This window comes from Ochrobactrum vermis, from assembly GCF_002975205.1.
GTDB lineage: Bacteria > Pseudomonadota > Alphaproteobacteria > Rhizobiales > Rhizobiaceae > Brucella > Brucella vermis.
Window position 1 is genome coordinate 1,698,245 of sequence record NZ_PCOC01000002.1, and the last position, 15,016, is coordinate 1,713,260.

The following is a 15,016-nucleotide window of genomic DNA, read 5'->3' on the forward strand; positions in this document are numbered from 1 at the left end:
TATGTCAGCAGCCAGTCTCAGCCTCGGTCCCGTACTCTTTCTGTGGGACGGCCCAAAATGGCGGGATTTTTATTTCCGCATCGCCGATGAAGCCCCGATATCCCACGTTACCGTAGGTGAAATCGTATGCTCCAAACGGTTCCATTTTCTGACACCTTATATGGACACTGTGATTGAGCGATTGCAGCGCGCAGGAAAAACGGTAAGCCTCGGCTCACTGGCACTTGTCATGCTTGAAAGGGAAGCAAAGCAGGTCCGTCAAACGATCAAGGAAGCTAAGCTGCCGGTGGAAGCAAACGATCTATCGGCACTGGGGCTCTTGTCCGGCACGCCGCACACAATCGGCCCGCTGGTCAATGTATACAACGCAGCAACTGCAAAAGTTCTTGCAGCACGCGGCGCGCAATCGATCTGTCTCCCGCCAGAACTACCGCTCAGCTCGATATGCGAGATCGTCAAAGCTGCACCTGATATTGCGTTCGAAATATTCACGTTCGGACGAGTACCACTGGCCATTTCAGCCCGATGCGCTCATGCGCGGTCCAAGGGACATATAAAAGACAATTGCCAGTTCGTCTGCGGTGAAGAACCCGATGGGTTGCCGGTCAAAACACTGGATAGCCAACCTTTCCTGGCGCTGAACGGCGTACAGACACTCTCACATACCTGTCAGTCTCTGCTTGAGGATTTACCTGATCTGCAAGAAGCCGGAATCAGGCGTTTCAGACTATCTCCACAGGATTGCGATATGGTGGGAGTAGCTCAAATCCATGCAGAGGTATTGAACCGCCTTATCAGTTCCGATGAAGGGATAGCACGCTTGCGAAAGGTTTATCCGGACGTGCCACTCTCGAATGGATTCCTGCACGGGAATATCGGAGCGGCCTGGATTAGCCGCCAGCGCTCAATTGCTGCAAACTAGATCGAGGTAGTTTCCACTTTCGGGAGGCGCGTTAGCTCTCGCCTTCGGCTATCGATTTCAGATGCCGGAGGTCCCGAACAAGCAATGTTTGCCTGCCACCTTCAACCCAGCCCTTGGCCTGCCACTGGCTGATGATACGCGATACCGTATGCAGGGTCGTCCCGGTCAATTCAGCGATATCCTGTCGCGAAACCGGAAAGTCGATCCGCACACCGCCGCTTTCTTTTACCCCTGCTTCACGGACAAGCCTCAGCACAGCATGGGCTACACGTGGTTCGACTTCCTGTGTCGAGATTTCCCTGATGCGGTTATGTGCAGCATCCAGCCTGCGCCCGATCGTCTGCATCGTATTGACCGCAAGCGCAGGGCTGCGTGCCATGAAATCGGTCATCATTTCCATCGGCCAGGCAAGCACAGAACTATCGACGGCTGCCAAAGGTGTGCCGGGATAATCCTTGCGCCCCAGCGCCACCGCGAAACCGAAAAGTTCTCCAGGGTTGACGACCCGCACAATAATCTGCTGGCCGTCCGCTGTAACTTGCATGACTTTCAGCCGTCCGCGCAACAATACATAGAAATGGCTTGCATCGTCACCTTGATTGAAGACGGCAGCTCCCTTGGACACAACACGCTGTGTAGACTGACTAAGAAATTGATCAAAACTCGCATCATCCATACCGGCAAAGACCGACAGGGAGCGGACATGTGTTTTATCAAGGGGGGTAGCCATCACATCCTCATTGCCGCGCCGCCGCCCGGCAGAAAAACTTGGCGTCAATATCAGCGGGTTCGCTGGCATCGCTACCAGACCAAACCCGGAATGAAAACATTAATCGCGTTTCCTGAAGGTCGATGCGTCAATAGCGAGCTTTTGCAAACGGGCGTAGAGGCTGCGGCGCGGTAGCTGCAACAGGACTGAAGCAGCCCCCACGTCACCATTGCACCGATCCAACGTCTCGCGAATAACACTGTCTTCGAAATGGTCAAGTTGCTCCGACAGTGAAAACGGGCTGGGTTCACCAATGGACTCTCGCCCTAGCCCCAACACGACCTGCTTGGCATAATTACGCAATTCCCGAACATTTCCCGACCATTCGTCTGAATTTAACCGCGCTTCCATCGCCGCATCGATAGTAGGTCGGGGCTGCCCGAACTGGTCTGCTGCTTCATCAAGAAAGTAGGAAAAAAGCAAACCGATATCCTTCCGCCGCTCACGCAGAGGAGGAACCCGCAGTCTAACTGTTTCAAGGCGATAAAGCAGATCGGAACGAAAACGACCGGCGGCCACGGCTTCTTCCAGATTGCCTTTCGCAGCCGCGACGATCCTCAGATTAACCGCGCGCGGTTCTCCCGAAAGTGACGGCAGTTCACGCTCTTCGACAACACGCAGAAGCTTGCCCTGAACGGACGGCGACATGCTGTCTATCTCATCAAGAAACAGTGTGCCACGATCGGCATCGACTATTCGCCCACGCTGGATGCGGCTGCCGAAAAGAACCTCGTCCGCGATGGCGTCGGGCAAAGCCGCACAATCGATGGCAACAAAACCGCGAGCGTGACGCGCGCTCCAGCGATGCAGGAGACGGGCCACCAACTCCTTGCCAGTTCCCGTTTCACCTTCGATCAGGACATCGACATCAACGCTGGCAAGCTGGCGGATTGTGTCACGTAACCGCATCATGACCGGGGTTTCACCAAGCAAGGGATAATCCTGCTCGGCCTCGGCCGCGGCCCGGCGAAGACGGCGGTTTTCCAACACCAGTCGACGCATTTCCAGCGCACGGCGCACACTTGATATCAGATGATCGGCGGCAAATGGTTTGGCTATGAAATCGAACGCACCCTTCTTGAGAGACGCCACCGCCATTCCGACATCACCATGCCCCGTCATCAAGATGACCGGCAGTTCCGGATCGCGCGCCAGCAATGCTTCCATCATCGCATGTCCATCGACGCGCGGCATGCGGATATCAGTCACAACGATGCCCGGATAATCGGGCGTCAAACCGGCCAAAGCGAACTGACCGTCGCCGTGCGCTTCAATATCGAGCCCTGCGATCTCAAATGAATCGGCTAGAGCCGTTCGGAAAGCGACATCGTCATCGACCAGCATAACCCGCAAAGGTTCACTCTCCGTCATCGCCGTTTCCCTTGTTTACCCGCTTCAAAGTAGCAGCAAAAGCCGCACCGCCGAGTTGCGAAGGAACGATACGCAGCGTTCCTTCCAGTTCAGCCATGAGATCCCTTGCAATACCGAGGCCCAGACCAAGCCCGTCCGCCTTTCCTGTTACAAAAGGGCTGAATATCTCATTGCCCAGCTGGGGATCGATACCCGGTCCGTTATCGTCCACGACAAGGGAAATCTGATCACCTTCCTCACGAACGGTGAATGAAACATGCGGGTTTTCGCTGTTCACCACCGCATCCAATGCGTTCTGCAGCAGATTTACCAGTACCTGCTCAGATCGAACACGACACGCAACTATCACGATGTCGGACCGCCCTGGAATATCGAGCCGAACCTTGGCGTTCCGGAAACGATCTCCCATAAGCAGCATTGTGCCATCCACAAGCTCATTCAGCCGAAGCGGACGAACAATACCGCTGCGACGACGCGCAAATCGACGCATTTCCTGTGTGATGGAGCCTATACGCGCCGTCAGTTCCACGGACGTATTGAGATTATTGGCAACCTTATCGAGCTTACCATTCGCAAGATGATGCTGTGCATTTTCGGCGAGTGTTCGAATAGTTGCAACCGGCTGGTTGATCTCATGCACCAGCCCGGCGGTGATCGATCCAAGCGACGCTAGCCTGTTTGCCTGTGCCAGTTCCTCCCGCGCATCGCGGAATCGTTTGTCGGCCAGTTCCCGCTCCGTCATTTCTGCACTTAACGCAGCCGTTCGTTCTTCAACCGCAGCCTCGAGTTCAGCACGATAAGCCGCAGCACGCGCCGCACGGCTTATTCTCCAGTAAATGGCACCAGCAATCACGACGAAAACAAGCATCGACGCCACCGTCACCAAGCGTGCAAGGTCGTTTGCCGCACGTAGCGCTGGTGCAGTCGGTACCGTATGAATCAGTTTCAAGGCTGTTTCAGCAATCGGCTCATCGACTGCGACCGAATATTGACCGGAAGGCCCGATCATCATCCCGTCCACTGCAAAGCGATAATTGCTCTGTTTCATATCCGCAGCATTAAACTGCCCACTCTCGACCAACTTCGCACGTTCTGATGTTGAGATCGGCTGAAAGGAGCGAAGCTCTTCGACCTTGTCTGTGGAGGCAAGTATGATCCCGCGAGGATCGACAACAAACGTTTGACCGGGATCGTTCGACCATGTCTGCACCAGCCTATGGAACTCGAATTTTATGACGACCACGCCGACGGGATTAGCCTGATCGCCGACGCGTCGCGCCAGGAAGAGGCCAAAGCGACCGCTCAAATCGCCTATGGCATAGTATTCTGCCGAGCCTGTCGCCATCGCTCCCTTGAAATAAGGACGGAAATCGTAATTGCGGCCGACAAAGCTTTCCGGCGTATTGGCATTCGATGACGCGATAACAGTTCCATCACGCGCTATCACGTAGATGATTGGTGAACCCACCTGTTGCGCAAGAAGCTCCAGCTTCTGATTAAGGCGAGCCGTTGCATCTTGCGAACCGTCCGCGAGCACATCTCGCAGATCGCTATATTCCTTCAGAACGACGGGTAGTAACCGGAACTTGGCCAATTCGCTGTCTATAAGACGAGCTTGCTGGCGCGCTATGAGCGTTGTCTCCTGACGAAGGCCATCAAGCGCCCCGCTTTCAGCCCACAGCCGGGCGGAAAACCACACGCCGATTGCCAGCAAGAAAGCGAGGGCAACCAAAAAGAGTTTTGCAAATTTTGAGCGCGCCTTCATTTGTGCTGATTTATGCAAAATGAAATAAGGAGTCACGCAGAATCTTGCACAAGATGCACAGGCGAATACCACTAAATCGACTAATATTCTTTTTATTTCAATAATTTAATCTTTTTAATCCGTCTCTATGGCGGTCGTGGCTTCGCCATAGCATGTTAGCGCCACTTCGAAAAATGGGAGTTTCGAAGGGAGGAGTCTAGCCGTGCACCACATCAACATAGCCTCAGCATCGCAACCATTTCAGGAGCCGCTCGCAGAGGCAGGCTCCCAGATATTGCGCGTTTGATGCTGAAACGAAGCACCGCTGACATTATTCAACAGCGCCAACACAAGACTTCTCACACAGGCCCAAGCGGGTGCGGAGAGGCGAGTTGATGGCAACGGAAAAACACCCCGAAACCGTTTCGCCGATCCGGTTCCACAACAAGGGTGAAAATTAAAAAATCGAAGATTTGAAGGAGTAACCCATGGTCTCAATTACAAACGAACGGAGTGACGTGCGGAGCACCAACAGCCGCCTGAAGTCCATTATTGGCGGCTCGACCGGCAATCTGGTCGAATGGTTCGACTGGTATGTCTATGCAGCATTTGCACTCTATTTCGCACCACACTTCTTCCCGTCGGAAAGCCAAACTGCACAGCTCATGAGCGCCGCCGCAGTCTTTGCCGTTGGCTTCGTCATGCGCCCCATTGGCGCCTGGATCATGGGTGTTTATGCTGACCGCAAGGGTCGCAAAGCGGGCCTCGCCCTATCCGTGACATTGATGTGCGCGGGTTCGCTGATCATCGCGCTTACGCCGGATTACCAGACCATCGGGCTTGCAGCTCCCGCTCTTCTCGTGCTTGCACGTTTGATGCAGGGCCTGTCCGTCGGCGGTGAATATGGTGCCAGCGCCACCTATCTTTCGGAAATGGCAGGCAAAGACCGCCGCGGCTTCTTCTCCTCCTTCCAGTATGTCACCCTGATTTCGGGACAGCTTCTCGCGATCCTGCTTTTGATCGTGCTGCAGTCGACCATGGAAACCCCGGCATTGGAATCCTGGGGCTGGCGTATTCCGTTCTTTATCGGCGCATTACTTGCTGTTGTCGTGTTCTGGCTGCGTCGCGGCCTTGCGGAAACAGAAAGCTTCAAGAATGCAAAGGCCAATGACGCTCCGAAATCCGGCTTCTGGATGCTTATCAAGCATCATCCGAAGGAAACCGCTCTCGTCATGCTTCTGACTGCTGGCGGCACGCTCGCATTCTATGCCTACTCGATCTACATGCAGAAATTTCTAGTGAATACGTCCGGCTTCAGTCGCGAAGTGGCAAGCCAGATCAATGCCGTGACATTGTTCGTCTTCATGTGTCTGCAGCCTATTGCAGGCGCTTTGTCGGACAAGATCGGACGCAAGCCGTTGATGATCGCTTTCGGCGCCGCAGGTGTTCTTTTCACCTACCCTATCTTCACGACGCTGGAACAGACCCGCGACCCAATAACGGCTGGCCTGCTGGTCATGGGCGCGCTCATCATCGTTACCGGCTATACCTCGATCAACGCTGTCGTGAAGGCAGAGCTTTTCCCGGCGCATATCCGTGCGCTCGGCGTAGCCTTGCCTTATGCGCTGGCCAACACTCTCTTCGGCGGCACTGCCGAATATGTGGCGCTGAGCTTCAAGAATGGCGGCTGGGAACGCGGCTTCTACTGGTATGTCACCATCATGATTGGCATTTCCCTGATCGTTTACCTGCGTATGCGGGACACCAGCAAGGACAGCATGATCAAGGAAGACTGATAAACTTGCCTCCCAAGCAAGGAAATGCCGGGCTCAAAGCCCGGCATTTTTTATTCCTCTCCCTGCATGGTCCGAAACCGCCCCGGGCTTTGGCCCATCCATTTATGGAATGCCCGATAAAAAGCACTCGGTTCGCTATAACCAAGCTCAGCGGCCACTTCCGCCACGCTCAAGCTGTTTTCCCGCAAAAGCTTTTCGGCAATCACGAACCGAAGCTCGTCCTTGATCGTGCCGAAACTTTGCCCTTCCCCTCGTAACCTGCGCCGCAAGGTGGGCGCGGACATACCAAGCCCATCCGCCAGGTTTTCAAACGTTGGCCAGTCAACTGTTGGCAAGGCACTCAGTTGCCCACGCACTCTTGCGGAAAGATCATCATCATGACGATAACGGATCAGAATGTTGGCGGGAGCTTCACGCAGAAAACTTTCCAGCGCCACATCACTCCGAATGATCGGCAGTGATAGATAAGACGAGGAGAAAACGAGCCTGGTCACAGGTTGATCGAATAGCACCGGCGCGCCGAAGAATTTATGATAGTCCTGACGGTGAACCGGAGCAGGACAAGCAAAGTCGAGCGTGCGCAACGGAATACGCCGCCCGATCAGCCAGCAGGCAACCCCCATCAGGATCAGCCAGTAAGCACGATAGGCAAAAGCGGGTCGCGGTGCCCCCGTATCGGTCAAAACGACATGCACCATGCCATCGCGGATACGCAATTCGCCCCGCGGATCATCCAGCACTACATTGAGAAACTGCAAGGCCCGCCGCAAAGCCCTTTCCAGCGTACCCGCATGCAGGACTGCATGACAAAGCAGGTTGAAGCTGCCCGGGCGCATCGGCCTTGCCGCAAGCCCGAAGAATTCGTCATTAATCGTTTCGGCGATCAGCCACCACAGACGACCGTATTCCACATTGGTGACGGGTTCGGTCACTCTTTCAGGCAGGCCGATCTTTGCCGTCAAAAGCGCAGTATCTATCCCCCGGATACGCACGCTTTCCAGCGCATCTTCAACAAAGCCCGGTGCGATATTGTGACGTTCCATAAGCGCTCTATTGCAAAACCGATCACACATTAATGCATCTAATGTCATTGTTTGCAATGCCGGAGCGATTAACCTTTAAACACGATTAGCCACGAGGAGGTGGCTATCAGGGAGGTTACACCGGAATGAAGGAAACGCCTGTTTCAGCGCGGCTGGCACGCTATGATGATGCTGTTGCGCAATTTCGCATAGAAGATGCCGTTGCAATGCTCCACGGCAATCCTGAAACCGGCATCAATGCCTGTGTCGAATGCTGCGATCGCCATACTGGCAGCAACCGCATAGCCCTGCGCGCCATTGCGGCAAGTGGCGAACTTTCAGAATTCACTTTCGAGGATCTGCGCGATATGGCCGCTCGTGTCGGCAACGTGCTGAAAGATGCCGGTGTTGGCGCCGGCGATGTGGTCGCAGGCTTGCTGCCACGCACGCCGGAACTCATTGCAACCATTCTCGGCACGTGGCGCATCGGCGCGATCTATCAACCGCTGTTTACCGCCTTTGGTCCAAAAGCAATCGAACATCGCCTGAAGACCAGCAACGCAAAAATGGTCGTCACCAACACGGCCAATCGCGCTAAGCTGGCCGAAGTTGAAAACTGCCCACAGGTAGCAATCGTTCTCGCATCTGGTGAAAATCTGCCCGCAGGTGATCTCGATTTTCGTGCGACGACAGCTTCCGCTTCGGTTGATTGTACGCCAGTGCTTGGCAAGGGCAGCGATCTGTTCATGATGATGTCGACGTCCGGCACCGCTGGTCTGCCCAAAGGTGTACCGGTTCCGCTTTATGCCCTGATGGCATTCGGTGCATATATGCGCGAAGCCATCGGTCTGCGTTCAGACGATATTTTCTGGAACATCGCCGATCCAGGTTGGGCGTATGGCCTGTATTATGCGGTGACGGGCCCCTTGCAGCTCGGAATGGCAACCACGCTTTATGAAGGCGGGTTCACCGCGGAAAGCACCTACGACATCATCAGTCGTCTTGGCGTTACCAGCCTTGCCGGTTCGCCGACTGCATTCCGTCTGTTGATGGCTGAAGGACCGGAAGCAGCAAAGCGCGTCAAAGGCCGCCTGCGCGTCGTGTCGAGCGCCGGAGAACCACTTAACCCGGAAGTTATTCGCTGGTTCGACGCATATCTTGGCGCACCGATCTACGATCACTATGGCCAGACCGAACTCGGCATGGTGGTGAACAATCATCACGGGCTTGAACACTCCGTTCGGCATGGCTCAGCCGGTTACGCAATGCCCGGCTATCGTGTGGCCGTTCTGGATGAACAAAGCAATGAGCTCGGCCCCAACCAGCCTGGCATTCTTGCTGTCGATATAGCGAAATCGCCACTTCTCTGGTTTTCCGGCTATTACAAGCAGGAAACGCCAGCCATCGCGGACGGGTACTATCGCACCGGGGATACCGTGGAATTCGAGCCGGACGGTTCGATCAGCTTCATCGGCCGCGCTGACGATGTTATAACATCCTCTGGCTATCGCATCGGTCCATTCGATGTCGAAAGCGCCCTTCTTGAGCATGTCGCCGTGAACGAAGCAGCGGTCGTCGGTGTGCCTGACCCGCAGCGAACGGAAATTGTGAAGGCATTCGTTATCCTAGCGCCCGGTTTCGAAGGTACGCAGGAACTGAAGGATGAACTGGCATTGCATGTGAAGAAGCGGCTCTCCGCCCATTCCTATCCGCGTGAAATCGATTTCCTGAGCGAACTTCCCAAGACGCCAAGTGGAAAAATCCAACGTTTCCTCCTGCGCAAGGCGGAAATCGACAAACAGCAACAGACGACGGCCTGAGGACAATAATATGCAGATTAAGGATCGGGTATTTCTGATTACCGGCGCAAGCTCTGGCCTCGGTGCTGCGGTTGCGAAAATGGCAGTCGATTCCGGTGGCAAAGTCGTACTTCTCGATGTGAATTCGGAAGCGGGCGAAGCACAGGCCAAGACGTTAGGTGCGGTCGCAAGATTTCACCGCACCGACGTCACCAGCGATGCGGATGGCAAAGCCGCTATCGCTGCCGCACTTGAGGCTTTCGGGCGCATCGATGTACTCGTCAATTGTGCCGGTGTAGCACCGGGTGAAAAGGTTCTTGGTCGCGACGGCGCGCACAAACTGGAAAGCTTCGCACGCGCGATCTCGATCAATTTGATCGGAACGTTCAATATGCTGCGGCTTGCCTCCGAGGCCATGGCGAAGAATGAACCTAGCGAAGATGGAGAACGCGGCGTCATCATCAATACGGCGTCGGTTGCAGCCTTTGATGGCCAGATCGGACAGGCCGCCTATTCTGCATCCAAGGGCGGCGTTGCTGCCATGACCTTGCCGGTCGCTCGCGAACTTGCACGTCACGGCATTCGTGTCATGACCATCGCTCCGGGAATTTTCGCAACACCCATGATGGCCGGCATGCCGCAGGAAGTACAGGATGCCCTTGGTGCCTCCGTACCATTTCCGCCTCGCCTCGGACGTCCGGCAGAATATGCGGCTCTTGCCCGCCACATCGTGGAAAACCAGATGCTCAACGGCGAAGTCATCCGTCTGGATGGCGCGCTGCGCATGGCAGCAAAGTAACGAGGAATAACCATGTCCAACAGCGATCCTATTGTCATTGTCGGCGCTTCCCGTACTCCTATGGGCGGCTTTCAGGGCGATTTCACCAACGCCCAGGCAACTGACCTCGGTGCAGCCGCCATTCGCGGTGCGCTCGCAGGAGCGGGCCTTGCACCGGAAGCGGTCGAGGATGTCTATATGGGCTGTGTCCTGCCTGCAGGTCAGGGACAGGCTCCAGCGCGACAGGCCTCGATCAAGGCCGGATTGCCGGTTTCTACAGGTGCAACGACCGTCAACAAAATGTGCGGCTCGGGCATGAAGGCAACCATGCTTGCGCATGATCTGCTGCTGGCTGGTTCTGCCGACGTGATCGTATCGGGCGGCATGGAAAGCATGACCAATTCGCCCTATCTGCTGCCCAAGGCGCGTGGCGGATACCGGATGGGGCACGGCCAGATTCTGGACCATATGTTCCTTGATGGGCTTGAAGATGCTTACGACAAGGGCCGTCTCATGGGCACCTTCGCCGAAGATTGCGCGCAGGCCTATCAGTTCACCCGCGAAGCTCAGGATGAATTCGCTATAGCCTCGCTGACGCGTGCACAAAACGCCATCAAGAATGGTCTCTTCGCTGCTGAGATTACGCCGGTGACTGTGAAGGCTGGGCGCAACGAGCTTGAAATTTCTATCGATGAACAGCCCGGCAAGGCGAAACTGGACAAGATTCCGACACTGCGCCCAGCGTTTCGCGAAGACGGCACCGTGACTGCCGCCAACTCCTCCTCTATCTCCGATGGTGCTGCAGCGCTCGTTCTCATGCGTGCCTCCGAAGCAGAAAAGCGCGGGCTTACCCCGCGTGCGGTTCTGGTCGGCCATGCGACCCATGCCGATAAGCCGAACCTTTACCCCACGGCCCCTATCGGTGCCATAAACAAACTTTCTGCGAAAATTAGCTGGAACTTGAAGGATGTCGATCTCTTCGAGATTAATGAAGCTTTTGCAGTCGTTACCATGGCTGCGATGCGCGACCTCGACCTGCCGCACGACAAAGTCAATATTCACGGCGGAGCCTGCGCCCTCGGCCATCCTATCGGTGCATCGGGTGCGCGTATCCTTGTCACCCTTCTCGCAGCCCTTGAAACCCACGGCCTGAAGCGGGGCGTAGCTGGTATCTGTCTTGGTGGTGGTGAAGCGACCGCCGTCGGCATAGAGAGGATCATCTGATGCTCTTGACCGATACCCAGGAGCAGATTCGCGACGCCGCCCGTCAGTTTGCTCAAGAACAGCTTGCGCCAGGCGCCGCCGCTCGCGACAAGGCACACGCTTTTCCGCGCGCAGAACTTTCAGAAATGGGTGAGCTTGGCTTTCTCGGAATGCTGGTGCCGGAAGAATGGGGCGGCTCCGATCTCGGCACGGTTGCCTATGCGCTGGCACTGGAAGAGATCGCCGCTGGCGATGGCGCCTGTTCAACCATTGTTTCCGTCCATTCATCCGTTGGCTGCGTTCCGATCCTGCGTTTCGGCACCGACGAACAGAAACAGCGATTTCTGCCCAAGATGGCTTCCGGCGAATGGATCGGCGGATTCGCATTGACTGAACCACAGGCAGGCTCCGACGCGTCCGCGCTCAAAACCCGCGCACGCCGCGACGGTGATCATTATGTCCTCGACGGATCCAAGCAGTTCATCACATCGGGCAAGAATGGCAGCGTCGTCATCGTGTTTGCCGTTACCGATCCATCGGCAGGCAAGAAGGGCATTTCGGCTTTCATCGTGCCGACCGACACTCCGGGCTACGAGGTCGTTTCCGTCGAGCACAAGCTCGGTCAGCACTCGTCAGACACGTGTGCTCTTGCCTTTACAAACATGCGCATTCCAGTGGAAAACCGACTGGGCGACGAGGGCCAGGGCTATAAAATCGCGCTCGCCAATCTGGAGGGCGGGCGTATCGGCATTGCGGCACAATCAGTCGGCATGGCGCGCGCGGCATTCGAAGCAGCTTCTGGTTACGCCAAAGAACGCATAACATTCGGCAAGCCGATCATCGAACATCAGGCGGTCGCTTTCAGGCTCGCTGACATGGCGACGAAGATTGAAACGGCCCGTCAGATGGTGCTTCATGCAGCCGCATTACGTGAGGCTGGCAAGCCCTGTCTGACAGAAGCCTCAATGGCCAAACTCGTTGCTTCGGAAATGGCCGAACAGGTCTGCTCGGCTGCAATCCAGATTCATGGCGGCTACGGCTATCTGGCGGATTATCCGGTGGAACGTATTTATCGCGATGTTCGCGTCTGCCAGATCTATGAAGGCACCAGCGATGTGCAGCGTCTCGTTATTGCGCGAGGATTGTAACGGCTAGTCAGGATAGTGTTTGCAAGTCGCTGTGAAAATCGGCCAAAAGATTATGCGCCGTTACAAAAGGTAACGGCGCATAATGTGAGGCCAGATGACTGTTCGCCCGATTGTAAACTATCCGGATAAACGACTGCGCGCTGTAGCGGAGCCAGTCACACTGTTCGACAGTGCTTTGCTGGAGCTGGGCATCGATCTTCTTGATACGATGCGTGCAGCACCCGGCATCGGAATAACGGCGCCGCATATCGGCATATCGAAGCGTTTGGTAGTTTTGGAACTGCCTCCGGAAACAGGCCCAAAATTCTATGTGAACCCGGAGATCGTTTGGATCTCGGACGAGAAAATCCACCATCAGGAAGGCAGCGTCTCAATGCCAGGCGTTGTCGACGACGTCGAACGCCACGCTCGCATTAAAATTCGCTATCAGGATCTGAACGGCAACGAACAAACCGAGGAATCGGAAGGCTTGCTCGCTGTTTGCCATCAGCATGAAATAGACCAGCTTGACGGTATTTTCTGGATTCAGCGCCTTTCGCGATTGCGCCGAGACCGCCTCGTCAAACGCTATGAGAAATCGCAGCGCCGGGCATAACTGCGCTGCGAAATTAGCTTAATAGAGCAGGCGGGCACGAATGGTGCCAGGAATTTCGCGTATGGCCTGTAGTACGGTTTCGCTGGCTTCGCCTACACCATCAGCTTCCATGACAAGATAACCCACTTCGCCGTCGGTCTGCAGAAACTGGCTGGCGATGTTGATGTTATGCGTCGAGAAAACATTGACGAGACTGTTGAGAATACCGGGGCGATTTTCATGCACATGCATGAAACGGGTGCCCGTCGGACGCGGCGGCAACTGCACTTGTGGAAAGTTGACGGCACCCAGCGTGGAGCCGACATCGGAATATTCGACCAGTTTTCTGGTGACTTCCGTACCGATACGTTCCTGTGCTTCTTCTGTTGACCCGCCGATATGTGGCGTAAGAATAACATTCTCCAGCCCCTGAATCGGTGAAACAAATCTGTCGTTATTGGAAGCTGGCTCAACAGGGAACACATCGATAGCAGCGCCTGCGAGATGACCTTCCTGCAATACTTTTGCCAAGGCTTCCAGATCAACGACCGTGCCACGTGCATTGTTGATGAGGAAGGCACCCTTCTTCATCTTGCGCAGTTTTGCTTCAGTAATGAGCTTCGATGTGGACTTGTTGGACGGCACGTGCAGGCTGACGACATCCGAAATCTTGAGCAACTCGTCGAGGCTCGCTGCCGGTTTGACATTGCCATATTGCAGTTTATCGGAAGTGTCGAAGTAACGTACGGTCATGCCGAGGCTCTCGGCAAGATTACCAACCTGCGAACCGATATTACCATAACCGATGATACCAAGCGTCTTGCCACGCACTTCGCGGCTACCGGTTGCCGTCTTATCCCAGCCCCCTGAATGTGCGGAGACCGAACGGGAGAAGATCCGGCGCATCAACATGATGATCTCGCCAATTACCAGTTCGGCAACAGAGCGGGTGTTCGAAAACGGCGCATTGAAAACGGGAATACCGCGCTTGCGTGCGGCTTTCAGTTCAACCTGGTTGGTCCCCACCGAGAAGCAACCGACTGCGATCAAACGGTTTGCGGCAGCAAAAATCTCTTCGGTCAATTGCGTTCGGGAACGAATGCCGACGATATGCGCGGAAGAAATCGCCTCGATCAGATCGGCTTTATCCAGCGCCTTCGGCAAATGCGTGACATTGGTGTAACCGCAGGCTTTGAAGTAATCGACCGCAGTTTGATTGATGCCTTCCAGTAGAAGAACATTGATGCGGTCGCGTGCGAAAGAGAGACGTTCGGTCATTTTGGGGATTTCCAGGCTGTAACAGCGAATAGTCAGTTTACGACATGAATGAACGCACAGCCGTCGTCAACAGGATGAACTGAAAGAATTTAATCTGATTACAAATTCACGAAGAAAGTGAACGGACTGGCGTCTTCTGGAACGCTGGACGAACCGCATCTGACTGACACGGCTAATAACCCAAGCTTATATTTGACTCACCTGCCAACTGGGCCAATGATGTCTTGTGCAATAGTAACCGGAGGGAATGCTCCCTATGAGCGAAACAATTACCCTTGATACACATGAAGCCATTCGGGACTGGGTAGCTGCCCGCAACGGGAATCCAGCATTTATCAGCACGTCCACGGACCCCAATGCAGCGCCAGTCTTGCGAATTGTTTTTGAACCTGAATTCGTTGCCGATGTCGAACGGCCATTGGATGCTGGTGGCCTTGAAGTTGTTGAATGGGAAGACTGGTTTCGCGTCTTCGATCAGGAAAAGCTGGTCATGCTGGTAGCGCATTCGAAGCCAGGGAAACTTGATAATTTCCACCAGATACTCAAAGCCTGACGACTATCCGGGAACGGCTGCAACCGTGTCTTTTCGAACCGGCAGCAGAAGATTGGAAA

Annotated in this window: 13 protein-coding genes; 8 read left to right on the forward strand and 5 right to left on the reverse strand. The window is 55.1% G+C overall.

Annotated features, from left to right (window positions below):
• Position 1 precedes the first annotated feature (1 nt).
• The gene (locus CQZ93_RS22185) at positions 2-922 is read left to right on the forward strand and encodes a U32 family peptidase (RefSeq protein WP_105544692.1); all 921 of its coding nucleotides are present in this window, start codon (positions 2-4) and stop codon (positions 920-922) included.
• Between the two features lie 31 nt (positions 923-953).
• On the opposite strand, the gene CQZ93_RS22190 is transcribed toward CQZ93_RS22185, so the two are convergent.
• The 3 genes from CQZ93_RS22190 to CQZ93_RS22200 form a co-directional block, all read right to left on the reverse strand.
• Positions 954-1,652 carry a Crp/Fnr family transcriptional regulator gene (locus CQZ93_RS22190; RefSeq protein WP_105544693.1) on the reverse strand — a complete coding sequence of 233 codons (699 nt, stop codon included), beginning with the start codon at positions 1,650-1,652 and terminating at the stop codon, positions 954-956.
• 99 nt (positions 1,653-1,751) lie between these two features.
• The gene (locus CQZ93_RS22195) at positions 1,752-3,062 is read right to left on the reverse strand and encodes a sigma-54-dependent transcriptional regulator (RefSeq protein WP_105544694.1); all 1,311 of its coding nucleotides are present in this window, start codon (positions 3,060-3,062) and stop codon (positions 1,752-1,754) included.
• Entirely contained in the window at positions 3,049-4,827 is a 1,779-nt protein-coding gene (locus CQZ93_RS22200) for a sensor histidine kinase (RefSeq protein WP_105544695.1), read from the reverse strand. Before CQZ93_RS22200 ends, CQZ93_RS22195 begins: the two co-directional genes overlap by 14 nt.
• Positions 4,828-5,294: 467 nt before the next feature.
• Between CQZ93_RS22200 and CQZ93_RS22205 the strand changes: the two genes are divergently transcribed.
• Positions 5,295-6,602 carry an MFS transporter gene (locus tag CQZ93_RS22205; protein ID WP_105544696.1) on the forward strand — a complete coding sequence of 436 codons (1,308 nt, stop codon included), beginning with the start codon at positions 5,295-5,297 and terminating at the stop codon, positions 6,600-6,602.
• Between the two features lie 50 nt (positions 6,603-6,652).
• Here the strand turns inward: CQZ93_RS22205 and CQZ93_RS22210 are convergent, their stop codons facing one another.
• Complete coding sequence (locus CQZ93_RS22210; protein WP_105544697.1) at positions 6,653-7,645, reverse strand: AraC family transcriptional regulator; 993 nt, start codon at positions 7,643-7,645, stop codon at positions 6,653-6,655.
• Positions 7,646-7,770: 125 nt separating this feature from the next.
• Here CQZ93_RS22210 and CQZ93_RS22215 point away from each other — a divergent pair, with 125 nt between their 5' ends.
• The 5 genes from CQZ93_RS22215 (at position 7,771) to CQZ93_RS22235 (ending at position 13,147) form a co-directional block, all read left to right on the forward strand.
• Complete coding sequence (locus CQZ93_RS22215; RefSeq protein WP_105544698.1) at positions 7,771-9,444, forward strand: acyl-CoA synthetase; 1,674 nt, start codon at positions 7,771-7,773, stop codon at positions 9,442-9,444.
• A gap of 10 nt (positions 9,445-9,454) precedes the next feature.
• On the forward strand, positions 9,455-10,222 hold the full coding sequence (locus CQZ93_RS22220) for a 3-hydroxyacyl-CoA dehydrogenase (RefSeq protein WP_105544699.1): 768 nt from the start codon (positions 9,455-9,457) through the stop codon (positions 10,220-10,222).
• A 12-nt stretch (positions 10,223-10,234) separates the two neighbouring features.
• The gene (locus CQZ93_RS22225) at positions 10,235-11,425 is read left to right on the forward strand and encodes an acetyl-CoA C-acyltransferase (protein WP_105544700.1); all 1,191 of its coding nucleotides are present in this window, start codon (positions 10,235-10,237) and stop codon (positions 11,423-11,425) included.
• The gene (locus CQZ93_RS22230) at positions 11,425-12,552 is read left to right on the forward strand and encodes an acyl-CoA dehydrogenase family protein (RefSeq protein WP_105544701.1); all 1,128 of its coding nucleotides are present in this window, start codon (positions 11,425-11,427) and stop codon (positions 12,550-12,552) included. Before CQZ93_RS22225 ends, CQZ93_RS22230 begins: the two co-directional genes overlap by 1 nt.
• A gap of 94 nt (positions 12,553-12,646) precedes the next feature.
• Positions 12,647-13,147: a peptide deformylase gene (locus CQZ93_RS22235; RefSeq protein ID WP_105544702.1), complete on the forward strand. Its 501-nt coding sequence runs from the start codon at positions 12,647-12,649 to the stop codon at positions 13,145-13,147.
• A gap of 18 nt (positions 13,148-13,165) precedes the next feature.
• Here CQZ93_RS22235 and serA read toward each other — a convergent pair whose 3' ends face one another.
• Positions 13,166-14,404, reverse strand: a complete 1,239-nt coding sequence (serA, locus tag CQZ93_RS22240; RefSeq protein WP_105544703.1) for a phosphoglycerate dehydrogenase — start codon at positions 14,402-14,404, stop codon at positions 13,166-13,168.
• 256 nt (positions 14,405-14,660) lie between these two features.
• On the opposite strand from serA, the gene CQZ93_RS22245 reads away from it, so the two are divergent.
• Positions 14,661-14,957, forward strand: a complete 297-nt coding sequence (locus CQZ93_RS22245; RefSeq protein ID WP_105544704.1) for a hypothetical protein — start codon at positions 14,661-14,663, stop codon at positions 14,955-14,957.
• Positions 14,958-15,016: the final 59 nt, after the last annotated feature.

Bases quoted from the DNA above. Each gene is read 5' to 3' on its own strand.
- CQZ93_RS22185 (WP_105544692.1), top strand. From the start codon at position 2: ATGTCAGCAGCCAGTCTCAGCCTCGGTCCCGTACTCTTTCTGTGGGAC.
- CQZ93_RS22190 (WP_105544693.1), bottom strand. From the start codon at position 1,652: ATGGCTACCCCCCTTGATAAAACACATGTCCGCTCCCTGTCGGTCTTT.
- CQZ93_RS22195 (WP_105544694.1), bottom strand. From the start codon at position 3,062: ATGACGGAGAGTGAACCTTTGCGGGTTATGCTGGTCGATGACGATGTC.
- CQZ93_RS22200 (WP_105544695.1), bottom strand. From the start codon at position 4,827: ATGAAGGCGCGCTCAAAATTTGCAAAACTCTTTTTGGTTGCCCTCGCT.
- CQZ93_RS22205 (WP_105544696.1), top strand. From the start codon at position 5,295: ATGGTCTCAATTACAAACGAACGGAGTGACGTGCGGAGCACCAACAGC.
- CQZ93_RS22210 (WP_105544697.1), bottom strand. From the start codon at position 7,645: ATGGAACGTCACAATATCGCACCGGGCTTTGTTGAAGATGCGCTGGAA.
- CQZ93_RS22215 (WP_105544698.1), top strand. From the start codon at position 7,771: ATGAAGGAAACGCCTGTTTCAGCGCGGCTGGCACGCTATGATGATGCT.
- CQZ93_RS22220 (WP_105544699.1), top strand. From the start codon at position 9,455: ATGCAGATTAAGGATCGGGTATTTCTGATTACCGGCGCAAGCTCTGGC.
- CQZ93_RS22225 (WP_105544700.1), top strand. From the start codon at position 10,235: ATGTCCAACAGCGATCCTATTGTCATTGTCGGCGCTTCCCGTACTCCT.
- CQZ93_RS22230 (WP_105544701.1), top strand. From the start codon at position 11,425: ATGCTCTTGACCGATACCCAGGAGCAGATTCGCGACGCCGCCCGTCAG.
- CQZ93_RS22235 (WP_105544702.1), top strand. From the start codon at position 12,647: ATGACTGTTCGCCCGATTGTAAACTATCCGGATAAACGACTGCGCGCT.
- serA (WP_105544703.1), bottom strand. From the start codon at position 14,404: ATGACCGAACGTCTCTCTTTCGCACGCGACCGCATCAATGTTCTTCTA.
- CQZ93_RS22245 (WP_105544704.1), top strand. From the start codon at position 14,661: ATGAGCGAAACAATTACCCTTGATACACATGAAGCCATTCGGGACTGG.